At 32.3% G+C, this 19,049-nt stretch carries 15 protein-coding genes and 1 tRNA gene; 5 read left to right on the top strand and 11 right to left on the bottom strand.

Going from position 1 to position 19,049, the window contains the following annotated elements; genetic code table 11:
* Positions 1-31 precede the first annotated feature (31 nt).
* Positions 32-1,105, top strand: a complete 1,074-nt coding sequence (locus VDP25_RS13640) for a nucleotidyltransferase family protein (protein ID WP_334470676.1) — start codon at positions 32-34, stop codon at positions 1,103-1,105.
* 84 nt (positions 1,106-1,189) lie between these two features.
* On the top strand, positions 1,190-1,759 hold the full coding sequence (locus VDP25_RS13635) for an outer membrane beta-barrel protein (RefSeq protein WP_334470674.1): 570 nt from the start codon (positions 1,190-1,192) through the stop codon (positions 1,757-1,759).
* Positions 1,760-1,832: 73 nt separating this feature from the next.
* Here VDP25_RS13635 and VDP25_RS13630 read toward each other — a convergent pair whose 3' ends face one another.
* Entirely contained in the window at positions 1,833-2,774 is a 942-nt protein-coding gene (locus tag VDP25_RS13630; RefSeq protein WP_334470672.1) for a UDP-glucuronic acid decarboxylase family protein, read from the bottom strand.
* A gap of 47 nt (positions 2,775-2,821) precedes the next feature.
* On the bottom strand, positions 2,822-3,679 hold the full coding sequence (locus VDP25_RS13625) for a zinc-dependent peptidase (protein WP_334470670.1): 858 nt from the start codon (positions 3,677-3,679) through the stop codon (positions 2,822-2,824).
* 237 nt (positions 3,680-3,916) lie between these two features.
* Between VDP25_RS13625 and VDP25_RS13620 the strand changes: the two genes are divergently transcribed.
* Complete coding sequence (locus VDP25_RS13620) at positions 3,917-4,894, top strand: Gfo/Idh/MocA family protein (RefSeq protein ID WP_334470668.1); 978 nt, start codon at positions 3,917-3,919, stop codon at positions 4,892-4,894.
* On the opposite strand, the gene nhaA is transcribed toward VDP25_RS13620, so the two are convergent.
* From nhaA to VDP25_RS13605, 3 genes are all read right to left on the bottom strand, one after another.
* On the bottom strand, positions 4,887-6,200 hold the full coding sequence (gene nhaA / locus VDP25_RS13615; RefSeq protein ID WP_334470667.1) for a Na+/H+ antiporter NhaA: 1,314 nt from the start codon (positions 6,198-6,200) through the stop codon (positions 4,887-4,889). The genes VDP25_RS13620 and nhaA overlap by 8 nt on opposite strands.
* 178 nt (positions 6,201-6,378) lie before the next feature.
* The gene (locus VDP25_RS13610; RefSeq protein ID WP_334470665.1) at positions 6,379-8,757 is read right to left on the bottom strand and encodes an outer membrane beta-barrel family protein; all 2,379 of its coding nucleotides are present in this window, start codon (positions 8,755-8,757) and stop codon (positions 6,379-6,381) included.
* 16 nt (positions 8,758-8,773) lie between these two features.
* Positions 8,774-9,196: a DoxX family protein gene (locus VDP25_RS13605; protein ID WP_334470663.1), complete on the bottom strand. Its 423-nt coding sequence runs from the start codon at positions 9,194-9,196 to the stop codon at positions 8,774-8,776.
* A gap of 466 nt (positions 9,197-9,662) precedes the next feature.
* Between VDP25_RS13605 and VDP25_RS13600 the strand changes: the two genes are divergently transcribed.
* Both VDP25_RS13600 and VDP25_RS13595 read left to right on the top strand, forming a co-directional pair.
* Positions 9,663-11,252 (top strand): FMN-binding glutamate synthase family protein, encoded by a 1,590-nt coding sequence (locus VDP25_RS13600; protein WP_334470661.1) that lies wholly within the window; start codon positions 9,663-9,665, stop codon positions 11,250-11,252.
* A gap of 248 nt (positions 11,253-11,500) precedes the next feature.
* Positions 11,501-13,627, top strand: coding sequence for an FUSC family protein (locus tag VDP25_RS13595; RefSeq protein WP_334470659.1), 2,127 nt, complete (start codon positions 11,501-11,503; stop codon positions 13,625-13,627).
* Between the two features lie 110 nt (positions 13,628-13,737).
* Here VDP25_RS13595 and VDP25_RS13590 read toward each other — a convergent pair whose 3' ends face one another.
* The 6 genes from VDP25_RS13590 to ftsA all read right to left on the bottom strand — a co-directional run bounded on the left by VDP25_RS13590 (position 13,738) and on the right by ftsA (position 19,048).
* Complete coding sequence (locus tag VDP25_RS13590) at positions 13,738-14,274, bottom strand: hypothetical protein (protein WP_334470657.1); 537 nt, start codon at positions 14,272-14,274, stop codon at positions 13,738-13,740.
* Between the two features lie 101 nt (positions 14,275-14,375).
* Positions 14,376-14,753, bottom strand: a complete 378-nt coding sequence (locus VDP25_RS13585) for a hypothetical protein (RefSeq protein ID WP_334470655.1) — start codon at positions 14,751-14,753, stop codon at positions 14,376-14,378.
* 233 nt (positions 14,754-14,986) lie between these two features.
* A tRNA-Arg gene (locus VDP25_RS13580) sits at positions 14,987-15,060 on the bottom strand.
* 41 nt (positions 15,061-15,101) lie between these two features.
* Entirely contained in the window at positions 15,102-15,548 is a 447-nt protein-coding gene (locus VDP25_RS13575) for a GatB/YqeY domain-containing protein (protein ID WP_334470653.1), read from the bottom strand.
* A 162-nt stretch (positions 15,549-15,710) separates the two neighbouring features.
* Complete coding sequence (gene ftsZ / locus VDP25_RS13570) at positions 15,711-17,651, bottom strand: cell division protein FtsZ (protein ID WP_334470652.1); 1,941 nt, start codon at positions 17,649-17,651, stop codon at positions 15,711-15,713.
* A gap of 65 nt (positions 17,652-17,716) precedes the next feature.
* On the bottom strand, positions 17,717-19,048 hold the full coding sequence (gene ftsA / locus VDP25_RS13565; RefSeq protein ID WP_215927265.1) for a cell division protein FtsA: 1,332 nt from the start codon (positions 19,046-19,048) through the stop codon (positions 17,717-17,719).
* Position 19,049: the final 1 nt, after the last annotated feature.

Raw genomic sequence — 19,049 nt, 5'->3', positions numbered from 1 at the left:
TAGCTTATATTAGTAGTTCATTGATAGACTTATGAATAACTTAGCTATTACATACCAACATATTGCAGATATACTAAGTTTTGAAACACCAAAGTCTCAACTTGAAAAAACACTTAGCCAAGCTTCATTTAATTGGGAAACTATTATAAAAGAAGGTAGTAAGCACTTTATAATACCTACAATTTATTGTCGGTTAAAGACCAAGCAACTCTTACATTTATTACCTGAAGATCTTATTGCTTATTTTGAATATATTACAAGTGAAAACAGAAAAAGGAATGAAATTGTATTAATGCAGGTACATTCTATTTCTGAGCTCTTCAATTCTGAACATATAGAACATGTCTTTTTAAAAGGTTCTGCACTTTTAGCACTTGGTTGTTTTAATGATACAGCTGAACGTATGCTTGGTGATATTGATATATTAGTAGCTCCAAACCAATTAAAAAAAGCATATAATTTACTTTGTAAAAATGGTTACTACCCATCGAAACAAACATTAGGAAACGATTTTTTTGAGCATAAGCATCTACCAAGGCTAAAGACAGAGCTATCTCCTACTCGAATTGCTGCTGTTGAGATTCATAGAAAATTATTTGTAACATACAGTACTACAGAACTTGAGCACCTGTCGATTTTTAAAGACAAAAAAGAATGCAATAACGTATTTACGCCCTCTATAAAACACCTTATGATGCATAATGTGCTTAATTTTCAAATTAATGATTACGGTGCTTTATACAACAGTATAAGTTTTAGGTCTATTTACGATACAATTATATTACAACAAGAATATAAAGGAAATAAAGAATGGTATAAAAACAAGATATTTAAAAAATATTTTATATATTCTAGCCTATTCTTTAATGACATAATTATTGTAAAGCATGGATATACAAGAGTTTTAACTGGCTTTTACTTATTTAAACTAAAACACATTAAATTTTATAAAAGTTGGAATAAACTCTTAAAATTAATAAGCTTTATACCAATTATCACAAATCGAATGTGCTTTTTTATGTCAAATAGTTCCTATAGAAAAGCCGTAATTAAGGATAGAAAGCGAATTTTTGCTCATTTTACATCTATTTTGAGCAACAATTAATTTTTTTTGAGTATTATTATAAAACTTTTCGTAATATTTGTTTTATAAACCATAAAGTTTACCTTTGAACAAAATTATTTTAGCATGAAGAAATTATTTTTAATTGTATTATTAGTAGCATTTAGTATATCGTCTTTTGCTCAAAGAAGTGATAATGATTGGTATTTAAACGTTGGGGTTAACGCTATCAACAGTTTAGGATCAAGATCACCTATCTACCATCCTGGTGATTGGACTTTCCAGTTCCCTGTCTCTGCTGCGGTTGAATTTAATTGGAGTGAGAATTTCTCAATAGAACAAGCTATTACATTCAATGGATTTAATGAAGATAAGCTTATTGATGGTGTTGATTTACAAGAAGATTACAATTATTTATCTTTAGACACCCACGTAAAGTATTATTTTGGTGAACATATTTTAGGAAGAAATGCTGATTGGATTGATTTTTATGCCAATGCAGGTGTTGGTTTCTTTCATATAGACGAAACAAATATTTCTGCCAATGTTGGTGGTGGTGCTCTTGTTTGGTTAAATGGAAGTAGAACTTTTGGCTTAAGAGCGCAAACCATAGCTAAATTTGCCTTTAGTCATTCCGAAAGTGGGTTTGACAACAACCACTTTCAATACCACTTACAAGCTGTCTTTAAATTGTAAAAAAGTACATATAAAATAATCATAAAAAAAGGTTCACAATTAATTGTGAACCTTTTTTATATTCTATACTTAATTATTCTTTAAGTAACTTATCAAAGTAATTAATAGTGTGTTTAAGACCTTCTTTTAAATGCACCTTTGGTTCCCAACCTTCTAACTCTTTTTTTGCCAAACTAATATCTGGTTGTCGTTGTAAAGGATCATCTTGAGGCAAAGGAAGGAATGTAATTTTAGATTTAGATCCTACTAAGTCTATCACTTCTTTAGCTAATTCTAACATGGTAAACTCTATTGGATTACCAATGTTTACTGGACCAATAAAACCATCTCTACTATTCATCATGCGATGGGTTCCTTCAATTAAATCATCAACATACTGAAAACTTCTAGTCTGAGTACCATTACCAAAAATTGTAATGTCATCACCTTGGAGGGCTTGCACAATAAAGTTTGAAACAACACGACCATCTTGAGGATGCATTCTTGGACCATAAGTATTAAAAATACGTATGATTTTAATTTTAACATCATTTTGATTATGGTAATCCATAAATAACGTTTCGGCACAGCGCTTACCTTCGTCATAACAAGATCTCAATCCAATTGGATTAACATTTCCCCAATAACCTTCTGTTTGAGGATGTACATTTGGATCTCCATAAACTTCGCTAGTAGAAGCTTGTAGTATTTTTGCACCAACACGTTTTGCCAGACCTAACATATTAATAGCTCCCATTACAGACGTTTTTACCGTTTTAATAGGATTATGCTGATAATGAACAGGTGATGCAGGACAGGCTAAATTGTATATTTCATCAACTTCAACCATATAAGGATTAATAATATCATGACGTACTAATTCAAAATAATTATGATCCATTAAATGTTCTATATTTCTTTTAGAACCTGTAAAATAATTATCTAAACAAATAACTTCATTTCCTTCATTTAATAGGCGCTCACATAAATGCGATCCTACGAAACCAGCTCCACCAGTTACCAAAATTCTCTTCATATTTTTCCTTTTTATGGGTCAAAAATAAGGTTTATTTTAAATAGTGACTAATAACCTGTAAACTTATAATTAACCATTTGTTTCATATATCTATAAAGCTCTGGAAATTGAGCCTTAAATTCAGTAGGCGTCTCAATAAAATTCTCTAATAATACAGCAAAAAACTCATAATGATTCGTATAAGCATAAGCTCTAAAATATTTTGAAGCAATTAAATTTTCTCTAATAGTTTTATTGTGCTGTAAGTATGTCATCAGTCGATTAAATCCATGCTTAAACATTAAACTACTAGCATCATTATTTACAGTTGCATTAAGATGTAGTGCATGACCAAATTCATGAATTCCAAGATTAAGGTTATCATCGCCTATTTTATAACCGTGTTTAAAATCTTCCCAAGAAAACACTATCGCTTTCATTTGAGGATTTGTTTCACCTTTATGGTATGTTTTATTAATATGAGAGTAATAAGCCTTTGGGTATATAATGACTGTTTTTATTATTTCTAAAAGATACTTACTGTATCCGTAAGTTAACATTGTAGAGGTTCCTGCGACTAAAACTTTCATCTCATCAGTAACTACTAAATCGTCTCTACCTATAAATTTAGTCTTCTTTATAAATGTAGCTACTCTATGCTCAAAATAACGCTGATGCTTACCTGATAATTTTTTAAAAAATGAATACTCTTTTTTTAATATTGAATGCTGTACAGGAGTAAGTTTATTAAGCTTAAAATAAGTATGAGTATACACTGGCTTTTTAAAATATGAGACATAATAAAACTGAAAAACTTTAGCCAATCTATACAGGATAAAGAGCATTATAAGACCAATTACAATTGGTATAACGTAGTTATAAATTAATTCCGATTCAATTTTTTTTTGCTCAGTCTGTAATAGCATTTAATAAGTCGCACTAATAATTATAAAAGCTATTATTTTATGAGCTTTTAGCGCAAACTAAGACGTTTGCTTAACCATATATTATAGGAACAAATGTATAGAAAATTGAGGTCTTTTTTATCAAAATACGGATTAAAGCCTACTACTAAAAAAATTAAAACATTATATTAACATCTCCTATTATGGATTACAAATTAACACAACAATACCATTAATAAAAAAAGCTAAATTAAAGTAATGAGCATAAAAACATACAATTGGGGAATTATAGGCTGTGGCAAAGTTACCGAACTAAAAAGTGGTCCTGCCTACCAAAAAACAGAAGGATTTAAACTATCTGCTGTTATGAGACGAAGCTTAGAAAAGGCGGAAAGTTTTGCCAAACGCCATAGTGTTCCAAAGTATTATGCAAATGCAGACGATCTTATTAATGATGTAGATATTGATGCCATTTATATAGCAACTCCACCTGACTCTCATGAATATTACGCTTTAAAAGTAGCAAAAGCAGGAAAAATATGTTGTATTGAAAAACCTATGGCTCCATCTTATGACGCTTGTGTAAGAATTAACAATGCTTTTCAAGATAAAAACCTACCCTTATTTGTAGCTTATTATAGACGTTCTTTACCGCGATTTGCACAAATAAAGACATGGATAGACAATCATGCTATTGGAAGTATAAGACATCTTAATTGGCACCTAAGTAAACCTGCTAATGATATAGACTTATCAAAAACATATCATTGGAGAACTGATGCTAATATTGCACCTGGAGGTTACTTTGATGATTTAGCATCACATGGTTTAGATTTATTTATTTTCTTATTAGGAGACATTGTTCAAGCAAATGGTATTTCTATAAACCAACAAGGTTTGTACTCTGCAAAGGATGCCGTTACAGCAAATTGGCTTCATAAATCAGGAATTACAGGTTCTGGAAGTTGGAATTTTGGTACTGAAAAGCGTGAGGACATCGTTCAAATATATGGAAACGAAGGCAAAATAGAGTTTTCAGTTTTTGATGAAAAACCTATTATTTTAGAATGCAACGGAGTATCTAAAAGCTTAGTTATTGAACATCCCGAAAACATTCAACTTCATCATGTTCAAAACATAAAAAACCATTTGTTAAATCACGCAACACATCCTTCAACTGGCACGTCTGCGGCACATACATCTTGGGTAATGGATCAAATTTTACAACCTAAATAGTAGCCTTGGTACTTTTATTTGAGTCTAAACGCAATATAATATAACCTATAATAGCTGATATAAAAGAGCCTATAAGAATACCTATTTTAGCAGAATCTATGTATTCTGGTGTAGAAGCAAATGCTAAACTTGCAATAAAAATAGCCATAGTAAAACCAATACCTGCTAAAAACGCAACACCTATAATTTGCTTAAAACTAATTTCATTTGGCACTTCAATAAGTTTAATTTTTTGTGCAATCATTACAATTGAAGTAATTCCAATACCTTTTCCTAGCACTAAACAAATCACGATATTAGTTACCAATGCAATATCTAAATTATCTGCACCACCTATAAGTACACCTGCATTTGCTAGTGCAAAAATTGGAATGATAAAGTAGGCTACCCAACCGTGTAAATTATGTTCTAAATGCTGTAATGGAGATTGAAATTTAGATGACCAATCTTCTAAATCATCTATAAGCTCTATTTGCTCTGTAGAAAGAATAGGCTTTTGCAATACACTTGAGTTTTTAATATCAGTATATACATTTTCTAATTGCTCTAAAAATGTTGATGTATCAATTTTTTGTCTAATAGGAACTGAAAAAGCCAATAAAATACCAGCTACTGTTGGATGTATTCCAGATTTTAAGAATAAAAACCAGATAATAACACCAAAGAAAAACATTATAAATCGAGAGTAGTAACCTTTAAATGAGAGGTAATATAGAAACATAAGCATTACCACAGCAATCAATAATAACGTTATATTAATAGTTCCACTGTAGAATATAGCAATGACTAATACTGCTCCAATGTCATCTACAATAGCAAACGCTGTTAAAAACACTTTAAGGCTTAATGGTACACGTTTTCCTAAAACATTTAAAATTGCTAATGAAAAGGCAATATCAGTTGCCATAGGAATTCCCCATCCCTTATAAGTATCTGCATTTTGATTTAGCAATAAAAAAAAGGCAACAGGCACTAGCATTCCTCCAATTGCTCCTACTAATGGAAAAGCAATTTTTTTTGGAGAGTTAAGCTCTCCTATTAACAATTCTCTTTTAATTTCTAAACCAATTAGGAAAAAGAAAATAGCCATTAACCCATCGTTTACCCAGAGAATTAAAGGTTTTTTAAACTCAAATGTTTGGGTTACAATACCAATATCATACTGCCATATTTCTCTATAAACATCTCCAAAGGGCGAATTTGCCCAAATTAGAGCTACAATTGTAGCTAACATTAATAGAATACCACTAGAGCTTTCTATTTTTACAAATTTTTGGAATGGTGTGAGAAATACTTTTTTAATCATATAAATTTTATTTGATATAAAGTGTGTTTAACTCCAAAGATAAGATTTCAAGATATGAAAGCTTAAATTTTTTCATCATTTAAAGAATTTTTAACTTAAAATTGTTTGTTTTATAATTTATTATACTTTGTATAATTTTCGAAATATTTTTAAATCTGAGCGTTTAAAATCGCGTAGATTATCGTCGTCTTCCTCCTGAATACGTCATAGCTTCTCCTTTTCCAAAACCATAGCTTAATCCTAATGTAATGAAACGACCACGCTGATCAAAACTGTAAGTTTCAAAAGTTGGTTGTGATACAAAACGCTCTGAAATTCTTGATTCAAATACATCTCGCACACCTAAATTAACAATTGCTTTTCCTTTAAAAATCTTTTTTCGAACTCCTAAATCTAAAAAAGCATAACCAGTTACATCTCCTTGAACAGTATTGAAACCAGACTGATAATTACCTGTTAACTCGATATCAATATCTGCTGGCAATCCTATTTTAGAACCTAATCTTGATGACCACTGACGTCCTGAAAAATCAAAGGATTGTGATTGAAAACTCCCAACACGATCAAAATAATTAAAGTTAAAGTCGCCCGTAAATGTAAGCCACTTACTTAGACTATACTTTCCGTTGGTTTCAAAACCTATAGACGCATTTGTACCTATATTTTCTGGAGTTGTAGTAGTTACATTATCAACAGATGTAGAGACTCGTTCTACCACTTCTGTTGTATATTTATGATAAAGACTAGAACTAAAAGAGGCTTTTCCTATTTTATAAATACTTGTTAACTCATACGAGTCGGTGAATTCTGGCTGTAAGTTTGGGTTTCCACGACGGATATTAAAATTATTTCTAATGTTAAAAAAGGGATTTAAATCCCATAACCTTGGTCTAAAAATTCGTCTTGAATAACCCGCTTGAAACGAGACATTATCATTTACTTTATAAGAGGTATGTAAGGATGGAAAGTAATCTGTGAAATTTTGGGAATTAGCAGAATTGGTATTGGTCAACAAGGTGTTTAAATCTGTATTTTCTAATCGTAAACCTCCTTTTATTCCCCATTTTTCAAGTTCATATGACCCTGTAAAATAGACTCCCAAAACTTTTTGATTATATTCAAAATTATTAGAAAAATCATCTATCACCTCATAGTTGCCGCCTATTAAATCTCGTACTTCGTAATCGTTTCCTACATCATTAATTACATATTGCGCACCTGTTTCAATCGTAAAAGTTTCTGATAATGGACTGGTATAATCTGCTTTAAAAGTATAATCTGCTTGCTGAAACTTTGTTTCTGTTTGCTGATTGTTATCCGCTACAGTTCCTATTCTTACAGAATTATCAAACTGAGAAGATTGATCTTTTCCAAAGAACCTTCCTAAAACACTTAAAAGTAATGAATGGTCATCATTATTTTTAAACTGCTTTTTATAGTTAAGTTCATACTGATATTTTGGATTTGTAGCTTCTGTTGTTTCTTTTCTTAACCAACTACTCAATAATGTATTGTTAGAATCATAGGTTTTAAAATTAGTTTCCGATGGTTGGTCCTCAACTTCATAAGCAAAATTACCAGATAAGGTTAATACATTAAGGTCGTTTATATGATAATCTGTTCCTAAAGTAATGGTATAAAAAGTTTCATCTCTATAGGAAGTACCTTTACTAAAAACGGCTTCATTGTTTGATAAATCAGTATTAATTGCCTCACTATCTCTTGGCAATGAACGGTAACCGACCCCAACTTGTGTAAACAAATTAAATTTTTCCGTTCTGCGATTAAGGCTTAAGCCAATACTGTGATTGTCTGGAATTCCAGTATTTAATGTCACGGAACCATTCCAGCCTTTTTTCTCCTCTTTCTTTAAGATAATATTTAAAATACCTGCTGTACCAGAAGCTTCATATTTGGCAGAAGGGTTTGTTATAACTTCAATACTTTCAATCATATCTGCGGTTATAGTCCCTAAAGCATTGCTAGACTCATCTGCTAAAACAGATGGTTTTCCATTAATTAATATTTGTACACCTGAACTACCACGAAGGCTAACCTCCCCTTCAATATTAACATTAACCGATGGTACGTTATTTAATACTTCTATAGCACTCGCACCAGTACTACTAATATCTTTTCCAATATTGAACACGCGTTTATCTAGTTTAAAAACAGTTTTGGATACTTCTGCCATCACAACAACTTCTTCGAGTGCTTCATTATCTTCTGACAGCTTAATGACACCCAAATCAATTTTAGAATTCCTAAGTGTAAAATCGGTTATGGTTTTTGTTTTAAAGCCCATAAAACTGATTTCTATATAAAACCCAGAAGCTGAAGTATTAATATAAAATTGTCCTTTATCATCCGTTGTTGCTCCTGTAATAATATCCTTAGTACTATTATTGTAAAGCGCTACAGTGGCATAAGGAATAGGCTGCGAGCTATTAGCATCAACTAAAGTACCTATAACCTCTGTATTGGTTTCTTGAGCGACCACAAAATTACAAGTTAGAAGAAGCCCGATAACAACTAATTTTTTAAAACCTATTTTCATTGTTTATAAACTATTATTATTTCTCTCGGTTTTTACTTTTTAAAAAGGCATCTACAGAATATTTTCCTGGTCCTGTAAAACATAAAGCCATATAACCTATTCCATATAGTAGTGCTTTTTCCATTACTCCAAATCCATCAGAAATATGAACAACAAATGCTGCTATCAGCATGGTAATAATTAATGGTAATAATGCCCAACGAGTAAATAACCCTAAAGCCAAAAGAATTGCACATATAACTTCTGCAAATACAGCCATTACTAACGATGGTGTTGCACCAATACCAAATGGGTCTGCAAACTGAATCTCTTCACCACTAAAAAGTGTATTCCATTTTCCTATACCATGACCAAAACACATGGCTAATCCTAAAAACACTCTTAGTAATAAAAGACCTAAATCATTAAAGGTGTTTGTTCTGTAATTATGTTTATTCATCTTTATTATGCTTTTGATATTTACAAAGAAAACGTATTCTTTGTAAAACTTAAATCTAATTGAATTCTTTTACAAGTGTAACAACCTAACTTAATTATAAAAAAGAGCTTCAATCTTAATATTCTTTCACAAAGTTGTATGTCTTTTGATTAATAAAACCCAAACGGCGTAACCATTTGTTGGGATAGTTTTAAACTGTTTTCAAAAGTAGTAGAAAGTTGTTTTTGACCTATTTTTATTGGAAACCATAGCCTTAATAATTTTTAAATTATGAATTCTTCAAAAAGGTAGCTTTTTAGTAAAAATTACAATTCATTAATTTCATATATTTTAAGAGATTTATAAAAAAACCTTTAGATAATTATCGATTTAAAAAAATAATTAGCATAAAAACATAAACTACACAATTTTAATTTATTATTTGATTGGGTAATCTTATCTTTGCCGCTTTAATAAATTCAGTACTATGAAAGTTCGTGAAAAGTTTATACTAATTTCTACAATTTTAGTTTTAGCTATTATTGGAATAGCCTTCTTTTGGTCACCTATACTATGGAGTTTTATATTAATAGGCCCACTTGTAATTATGGGGATTTTTGATATTCTACAAACCTCACATACCATTAGACGTAACTTTCCTTTAATAGGAAGATTTAGATATATGCTAGAGTCTATTAGACCTGAAATAATGCAGTACTTTGTTGAAACTGATACACAGGGAAGACCTCTTAATAGAATTCTTAGATCTTTAATTTACAGAAGAGCTAAAGGCGAAAACGACACCGAACCATTTGGTACTCAAATGGACATTTACCATTCTGGATACGAATGGTTAGAACATTCAATGTATGCCAAGACTAACCCAAAAAACATTGGTGAGTTTCCACGTTTAATAATTGGCGGTAAGGATTGTAAACAACCTTATTCTTCAAGTTTATTAAATATTTCGGCAATGAGTTTTGGTTCATTAAGTGATAATGCAATACTGGCCTTAAATAAAGGTGCAAAAATGGGAAACTTTGCACACAATACAGGTGAAGGTGGTATTAGTGATTACCATTTAAAACATGGTGGAGATTTAATATGGCAAGTAGGTACTGGTTACTTTGGCTGTAGACATGACGATGGAAGTTTTAACGAAAAGACATTTAGAAAAAATGCGACAAGACCTGAAGTAAAAATGATTGAAATAAAGCTATCTCAAGGTGCAAAACCTGGTCATGGTGGAATTTTACCAGCTTCAAAAAACACAGAAGAAATTGCAAAAATCAGACATATAAAACCTGGTATAGCTGTGCATTCTCCTCCGTCGCATTCTGCATTCTCTGATCCTATTCAGTTTATGTACTTTATAAAAAAACTTAGAGAGCTTTCAGATGGTAAACCTATTGGTTTTAAGCTTTGTTTAGGTAGAAAGCAAGAATTTATGGATTTTTGTGAAGCGATGATTTTTACAGGAATTCTTCCAGATTTTATTACCGTAGATGGTGGTGAAGGTGGAACTGGAGCTGCGCCTGTTGAATTTTCAAACTCCATGGGAATGCCGTTACGTGAAGGCTTAATTTTTGTACACGACACATTAGTAGGCTTTGGATTACGAAAAGAAATCAAAGTGATTGTTGCTGGAAAAATAATAACAGGTTTCCACATGGCAAGAGCCATAGCCTTAGGAGCTGATGGTTGTAATAGTGCACGAGCAATGATGCTTTCTATTGGTTGTATCCAAGCCTTACAGTGTAACACAAACACATGTCCTGTTGGTGTAGCAACGCAAAACCCTTCTTTAGCTAAAGGTTTGGTTGTAGATGATAAAGCACCAAGGGCTAATCGTTATCATGAAGCAACAATTCACAGTTTCTTAGAACTTGTGGCTGCCGCTGGACTTAATAGTCCGGCCGAATTAACAAGAGATCATATAAGTAAACGTGTAGGTTTATATGACGTAAAAACCTATCATGATATTTATCCTCCTATTGAAGAAGGTTGTTTATTAAACATAGATACCATACCAGAAGATTATAAAAAGTTTTTCCAACTGACTCGTATTATGAAATAATAAAAACTTTTTTAGCATTATTAAGCAGCTGATAATTTTCAAAATCTCGAAAATTATCAGCTTTTTTTTTCTTAAAACAATTCAATAGTCAATAGTACCTATGAGGTCTTCCTTATTCAAGTTGTATCTTTGTACTGAATTATAAAATATAAAATCTCATTTTAACTTTTATCCTAAAACACGCTAAAGAATTATTAGAATTCTTTAAAAGCACTAGCTTTTCAAAAGCCGTTTTAATTGGTATTGCAGTGACAACTCCTATTATATTAGGTATTGCAACCAACCATTTTGAAATTGGCTTGGCTATTTGTTTTGGTGCTTTTTGGTGCTCGCCAAGTGATGTTAGCGGAAGATTAAAACACAAACAAGTCGGGATTCTTTTTTCGGCTATTCTTGTGGTAGTAATAAGCTTTATTGGTGGCTATTTTGACATTTCAAACTTCTTGCTTTTTCCTATTCTAGGGTTTTTAACCTTTTGTATTGCCTTTATTTCAATTTACGGATTTAGAGCATCGCTAATTAGTTTTTCAGGATTATTAGCATTGGTTTTAAGTTTTGCTCATACTTCTAGCACCTTAGAAGTGTATCAATATGCCTTATTAATTGGTCTTGGCGGCATATGGTATTTATTACTTTCAACATTATGGTTTTATATTAATCCCAAAGCTCAAACCGAAGAAACCCTAACTCAAACATTCCTACTCACAGCTAGTTTTTTAGATATTAGAAGACAGCTCATTGGCGAACAACCCAATAGAGACGACTTACAGGTACAACTCTTAAATATACAAAGTGAATTAACAGAACATCATGATACTTTAAGAGAAATATTAATCTTATCTCGTAAAAGCTCTGGTAAATCGAATTATCAAAGCAGACGATTATTAATATTCATTCAATTGGTAGAACTATTAGAAACTGCTATTGCAAATCCTGTAAACTACAATAAAATGGATATGCTTTTTGATGCACATCCCGAGTTTAAAACCGATTTTCAAAAGTTGCTTTCTGAATTCTCTCTTCAATTACGCGCTATTGCACAAGACCTCAACAAGTCGAAAAAATTCCCTTCTAACAACATACTGTCGGAAACCTTTAAAACGCTTGAAAATGATATTTTAAAGTTTAAAAACGAGAACCATATTGAAGATTACGAACGCTTTTTAATGCTCCAAAATCTCCTAGACTATCAAAAAAAGCAATTTGAAAAATTAAAAAAAATCAAATGGTTATTAGGTAATCCTGAGCTGACTTCAGACGATTATATTAAAAATGACAAGCTAAAACGTTTTATTGATTCGCAAGACTACAATCCAAGGTTATTACTTAGAAACTTAAGCTTTAGGTCTACTATTTTTAAACACTCTTTACGATTATCTGTAGCTGTAATGCTAGGTTATGGTATTGGTCTGTTTTTCGATTTTCAAAATCCGTATTGGATTATTCTAACTATTATCGTCATTATGCGACCTAGTTATGGACTCACAAAAACACGTTCTAAAGACCGAATTATTGGCACATTAATAGGTGCCACTCTTGCAAGCGGCCTAGTATTTCTAATTAACGACCCTTATATTTATGGTGCAGTAGGTGTACTGTCCTTAGTCGTGGCATTTTCTATGGTTCAGAAGAACTATAAAGCCTCGGCAACCTTTATAACCTTAAGTGTTATTTTTATTTATGCCATCTTACAGCCTAATATTTTAACCGTTATTCAATTTAGAGTTATTGACACCTTAATTGGTGCCGCATTGTCTTTTATAACCATGCGATGGCTATGGCCTGCATGGTCAATTATGGAGATTGGAGATAATATTAAAGATAGTTTAAAGGCCAATGCTGCCTTTTTTAAATCTATTAGCAACTTTTATCAAAAAAAAGGGCCTGTACCTACAAGTTTAAAAGTAAATCGAAAGGAAGCTTTTTTACAAATGTCTAATTTAAGCTCTGCTTTTCAGCGTATGGCTCAAGAACCAGAATCAAAACAAAACCATATAGACGACATTTACGAACTTGTTGTTATTAATCATAGTTTCTTAGCCTCTTTAGCATCGTTAAGCACATACATTCAAAACCATACGACTTCTAAAGCTTCAGAAGATTTTAAAATGATATCTGATAAAATTGATAACAACCTCAATCATGTCTGTTCACAACTAAAGGGTATTAATTTTAAAGAACCAAAACCTAAAGGCTCCAGTTTTAAACCAGAACCATTTAACTTTCCTACCAACCATATCAGTAATGAAGCTATTTCACAATCTCATAGCGAACGGACTAATAAGGAAGCTCATTTAGTTTGGGAACAATTGTATTGGTTGTTTAGCTTAAGTGAAAAAATGCTGAAGTTAACATCCAAGTTTAAGTCCAAATAGTATTACTTCTAACAACTTTACTCCACCAAAATAAAAAAATAAAAAAAAAACGCCTTTCAATATAATACTGAAAGACGTTTTACTAATTAAATAATTAAATCACACTATAATCAATTCATTGCAATAGCTATACGATCTTCTTTTTGAGAGCTTAAAACCCTACCCTTTGAAGCCAAAAGCTCATTTAAATAATCTTGCCATTTTTGCGCAACACTAAGCTCGTCACTTAAAGTCACTTCATCATCATTATTATAAAATTCTAAATAGGTGATATCATCTCGATTATGGTTTATAAGAGATAATTGTAACTTATCAATAACATCATAATGCTTAGATTTGTTTTTAACGCGCTTCGTTTCTTTTATTATTTTACAAACAGCAACTGATTTTAAATCGACAACTTTAGCAAAAACGACATCTGTTGTTGCTTTATAAAAAAACAACTTTTGCGCATCAGTGTCAACACCTAGTGCAAAGTTATTATACATTTCAAGTTTTGTTAATTTACAGTTGTGCTGTGCTGCTTCTGTTTCTATTGCTTTACGTAATTGTTTTTTTCTTTTTGCTCTTCCGTTTATAAATAATGCGAAAGGCAGAATAACGATAGCGATAATAATCGCATCGATAATAAATAATCCTGTTTCCATGATAATTTGTTTTGGATATAATTTTTAAGTGTATAAAGATTAATATGACGTTTTAGGCCATATTCCGACATCACTTTCACATGATGTTATTTACACTTATTTTACCAAAACGAATGAAATGGAAAAAGGGTTTCTCGTAAATGAAAATTGTAAAAACTAAGCCGCTCTGCAATAGTAAATTGTGAGCGCTGTGTCGCCGTAAGCTGTTTACTAAGATTGTTAAGACTGTGTTTTTTTGCCTGAAGCTCATCCGAAATTACAGGCTCTGCATAAGAAATACTAACAACACTGTAATCCTCTATTTGTATATCAAAAAACAGATGCTCTGTTGACAAAAATTGATAGACTTCGCCTGAAGAATAGGCTTTATAACTATTTGAAGATTCTAAATCACTATTCAGAAATTGAATATCGATAGTGTTAGCAGAAGCACTCATGCTAACAATAAACAATACTATACTAAAAAGTGTTTTAAACATTTTTGAATTCAAATTACAGTACAAAGTAAATCTATAATTCTGAAATCGAATGCAAAATGATTGTTAAATTATTGTCTTTTTCATGTTGCTATTTTCATATTAAACTGTAAGCAACCAGCTTTAAACATAGACTTAAAATGAGAGATAAAGCTTACACTCATTTTTAACAAAACAAAACGGAGCTCAAGGATTGCTACGTATCCCTTGAGCTCCGTTCTGAAACTATTTATTCGTGACCTCGAGAGGATTCGAACCTCCAACCCTCAGAGCCGAAATCTGATATTCTATCCAGTTGAACTACGAGGCCATTAACTTCTGTAAACACAGAAATTGCTTTACTTTATCTGTTTAAGACAACTTTGCCTTTACAATATTAGAAATCGTCTTTCCATCGGCTTGTCCTGCTAATTTTTGACTTACAATTCCCATAACTCTTCCCATATCTTTCATACCTTCTGCACCAACTGCTGCAATGGCTGTCATTACTTCTTCTGTAATTTGCTCTTCAGAAAGTTGAGCTGGCAAGAATTGACTGATCACTTCTGCTTGTGCTAATTCTGGTTCTGCTAAATCATTACGATTCTGCTCCGTAAATATTGCAGCACTATCTTTACGTTGCTTTACTAACTTAGATAGAATTTTTATTTCTTCTTCCTCAGACAAACCGTCTTGGCTACCTGATGTTTGCGCTAATAATATCTCTGATTTTACAGCTCTCAAAGCAGCTAAAGCTGTCTGATCTTTTTCTTTCATTGCTGCCTTCATAGCAGTCATTATATCTACTTGTAAACTCATAATTGTATTCTTTTTAAAGAAATGCGAAGATAGAAAAAGTTTTGCTTACGTGATGTAAGATTAGCTCTAAAACAAAAGCCGCTATAAACAAAAAGCCCAAAAAGTTTGAGGGACTTTTTGGGCTTGACTTAAGTGCTTTAACACAATAAATTAAACTTGCTACTAATCTACGTTATCGTGTAAAAATGAATTGTTACTTCTTAATTGAATATCGTCATTCTCATCGGTTCCAACAGACATTCTAGAAGCTTTAATCTCAGAAGAGTGCTGTGCATCTTCAAGGTTAACACCTTGTCTTTTGTAAGCAGGTACTTTTTCGATTTCGTTTATTTTAGCATCATTAAATTTATAATTGAAATCTTTCATTTTTCTTCTACGTTCATCTGCACGAGCAATAAGCAACTCAGAGATAGGACTGTTCATTGGATCAATCTCTTCTTCTCTAACTTCTGCTGTTTCATCCATAGGAATTGTTTTCTTTTCAAAAACAATTTCTTCTTTTACTTCTGTTTTTTCCTTTTTAGTATTTATAGAGGAATGAAATGTTTCAAAATCATCTAATGCATAACGTTTTTCACCTTGCTCATTAACCTCTGTTACTGAGATAATTTCTACAGGTGCATTAACATCTATATCCTTAACTTCTTCCTCTAAACTAAAGAACATTTTTTCTTCCTTAGCTTTAGGCTCTTCATCTTTTTCCTCTGCTTTATTTGCCAATGGTAAATCAAAAGAAAAAGTGATTTGCTCTTCTTTTGGTTCTTCAATTACTTCCGCTTTATTTACAATTGGAGTAATCACAAAATCTTCAGGCTCAATTGTAGCTTCTGGTTTTTTATCTAAAACTTCATCATAAACCACATTCATATTTTTCAATAAATCTGTTGTAGCGATTAAGTCTGTTCCATTGTTTTCTTCAGCTTTTGGCTCTTTCTTTACCTCTTCTTCGACTTCTTCTTCAAGCAAAGTGTGACGAACAATTGGTGTCTCTTTTTCTTTTTCTAAAACGATATCTGGTGTAATAATCGCAGGCTCTTTTTCTTGTGTACTTGTTTCTGTTGTTTCACCTAAAGCATGAATAACTTTCTTAGTTTCCGTATTAGAAATTTCATTCTGCTGATCCAAATCAAATCCTGTAGCAATAATAGTTACAGAAATAGATTCTTGTAACGCTTCATCTTCACCAACACCCATAATAATATTGGCTCCAAATCCAGCTTCAGTTTGAATATGATCATTTATTTCTCCGATTTCATCGATAGTAATTTCTTGAGATCCAGAAACGATTAGCAACAATACGTTTTTAGCACCTGTAATTTTATTATCGTTAAGTAATGGAGAGTCTAAAGCACTCATAATAGCTTCTTGTGCTCTGGTTTGACCAGAAGCTGTAGCAGATCCCATAATCGCTGTACCACTATTACTTAACACGGTTTTAGCATCACGTAAATCAATATTCTGAGTGTAGTGATGTGTTATAACTTCTGCAATACCTCGAGATGCTGTTGATAATACTTCATCTGCTTTAGAGAAACCTGCTTTAAACCCAAGATTTCCGTATACTTCACGAAGTTTGTTGTTGTTAATCACAACTAATGAGTCTACATGAGAACGCAATTTTTCTATACCACGTTGGGCTTGTGCATTACGCATTTTACCTTCAAACTGAAATGGCATAGTTACAATTCCAACCGTTAAGATATCGAGTTCTTTAGCCATTTTAGCAATGATTGGTGCAGCACCTGTTCCTGTTCCGCCACCCATTCCTGCAGTTATAAATACCATTTTTGTATTGGTATCTAACATTCTGCGAATGTCTTCTAGACTTTCTATTGCTGCTTCTTCTCCAACATCTGGATTGGCACCTGCTCCTAAACCTTCTGTTAAGGCAACTCCTAATTGTATTTTGTTTGGAACACCACTATTTTGAAGTGCTTGAGAATCTGTATTACAGATTACAAAATCGACTCCTTTAATACCTTGCTGAAACATGTGATTGATGGCGTTACTTCCACCTCCACCGACACCAATTACTTTGATAACGTTTGATTGGTGCTTTGGCAAATCAAATGAAATGTTTCCAAATTCGTTGCTATTACTCATTTTAATTATGATTATGGGTTTTCAATTCTATTTTTAATTCTATTTAGATAATTTGTTATTGCGTATTATTCCGCATTGTCCAAAAAATCCTTTACACGCTCAGTTAACTTATCTAAAAATGAACGACGCTCTTTTTTTGGTTCTTCTACTACAACATCCATTTCTGGTTCTTGCATTTGTTCTTCTTCTACAGCCGCAATCATTTCTTCTTCAATTGCTTCTACTTTTTTACGTTCTTGACGCTTTAAGCCATCCATAACTAAACCAACTGCTGTTGCAAATAATGGACTTGCTATATCTTCGTCACTATCACCAGCTAAATGTTCATTAGGATAGCCTATTCTAGTATCCATGCCTGTGATATACTCTACCAATTGCTTTAAGTGTTTGAGCTGCGCTCCACCTCCTGTTAAAACAATACCACCAATTAGTTTTTTCTTTTGCTCTTCGTGACCGTAATTTTTTATTTCGACATAAACTTGCTCTATAATTTCTACGACTCTAGCGTGGATAATTTTAGACAAGTTTTTTAATGTAATTTCTTTTGGTTCTCTTCCTCTTAATCCAGGAATAGAAACAATTTCATTATCCTTGTTTTCTCCTGGCCATGCCGATCCAAATTTCACTTTTAAAAGTTCAGCTTGTTTTTCTATAATTGAACAGCCTTCTTTTATATCTTCAGTAATTACATTTCCTCCAAAAGGTATAACTGCAGTGTGACGGATAATACCATCTTTAAATACAGCCAAATCTGTTGTTCCTCCTCCTATGTCAATTAACGCAACACCAGCTTCTTTTTCTTCTCTGCTTAAAACAGCATTTGCCGAAGCTAAAGGCTCTAGCGTAATACCTTCTAAATTTAAGCCTGCACTTTGTATACAACGACCAACATTTCTAATCGATGATACCTGACCAACGACCACATGAAAATTGGCTTCCAAACGTCCACCATACATTCCTATTGGCTCTGTTATTTCGGCCTGACCATCAATTTTAAACTCTTGTGGTAAGACATGAATAATTTCTTCGCCAGGAAGCATTACTAATTTGTGAACCTGATTGATTAAGCGATCAATATCCTCTTCATCAATAACCATATCAGAATTTGGGCGCGTAATGTAATCGCTATGTTGCAAACTACGTATATGCTGACCTGCAATACCAACGGTAACATCTTCAATTTTTTCACCAGCAGCAGCCTCAGCTTCTTGAACGGCTTGTTGAATAGACTGAATGGTTTGGGTGATATTATTTACCACACCACGATGCACACCCATACTTTTGGCTTTACCTAAGCCTAAGATTTCTACTTTATCATACTCGTTTTTGCGACCAATCATGGCCACAATTTTTGTGGTTCCTATATCTAGGCCTACCGAAATGTTTTGCTTGTCCATA

Source organism: Winogradskyella sp. ECml5-4 (assembly GCF_036903175.1).
GTDB lineage: Bacteria > Bacteroidota > Bacteroidia > Flavobacteriales > Flavobacteriaceae > Winogradskyella > Winogradskyella damuponensis.
The sequence above is the reverse complement of the archived record's forward strand: the minus strand, read 5'-3'. Positions and strand labels throughout refer to the sequence as shown.

Coding starts and splice junctions, on each gene's coding strand:
- VDP25_RS13640 (WP_334470676.1), top strand. CDS start 32: ATGAATAACTTAGCTATTACATACCAACATATTGCAGATATACTAAGT.
- VDP25_RS13635 (WP_334470674.1), top strand. CDS start 1,190: ATGAAGAAATTATTTTTAATTGTATTATTAGTAGCATTTAGTATATCG.
- VDP25_RS13630 (WP_334470672.1), bottom strand. CDS start 2,774: ATGAAGAGAATTTTGGTAACTGGTGGAGCTGGTTTCGTAGGATCGCAT.
- VDP25_RS13625 (WP_334470670.1), bottom strand. CDS start 3,679: ATGCTATTACAGACTGAGCAAAAAAAAATTGAATCGGAATTAATTTAT.
- VDP25_RS13620 (WP_334470668.1), top strand. CDS start 3,917: ATGAGCATAAAAACATACAATTGGGGAATTATAGGCTGTGGCAAAGTT.
- nhaA (WP_334470667.1), bottom strand. CDS start 6,200: ATGATTAAAAAAGTATTTCTCACACCATTCCAAAAATTTGTAAAAATA.
- VDP25_RS13610 (WP_334470665.1), bottom strand. CDS start 8,757: ATGAAAATAGGTTTTAAAAAATTAGTTGTTATCGGGCTTCTTCTAACT.
- VDP25_RS13605 (WP_334470663.1), bottom strand. CDS start 9,196: ATGAATAAACATAATTACAGAACAAACACCTTTAATGATTTAGGTCTT.
- VDP25_RS13600 (WP_334470661.1), top strand. CDS start 9,663: ATGAAAGTTCGTGAAAAGTTTATACTAATTTCTACAATTTTAGTTTTA.
- VDP25_RS13590 (WP_334470657.1), bottom strand. CDS start 14,274: ATGGAAACAGGATTATTTATTATCGATGCGATTATTATCGCTATCGTT.
- VDP25_RS13585 (WP_334470655.1), bottom strand. CDS start 14,753: ATGTTTAAAACACTTTTTAGTATAGTATTGTTTATTGTTAGCATGAGT.
- VDP25_RS13575 (WP_334470653.1), bottom strand. CDS start 15,548: ATGAGTTTACAAGTAGATATAATGACTGCTATGAAGGCAGCAATGAAA.
- ftsZ (WP_334470652.1), bottom strand. CDS start 17,651: ATGAGTAATAGCAACGAATTTGGAAACATTTCATTTGATTTGCCAAAG.
- ftsA (WP_215927265.1), bottom strand. CDS start 19,048: ATGGACAAGCAAAACATTTCGGTAGGCCTAGATATAGGAACCACAAAA.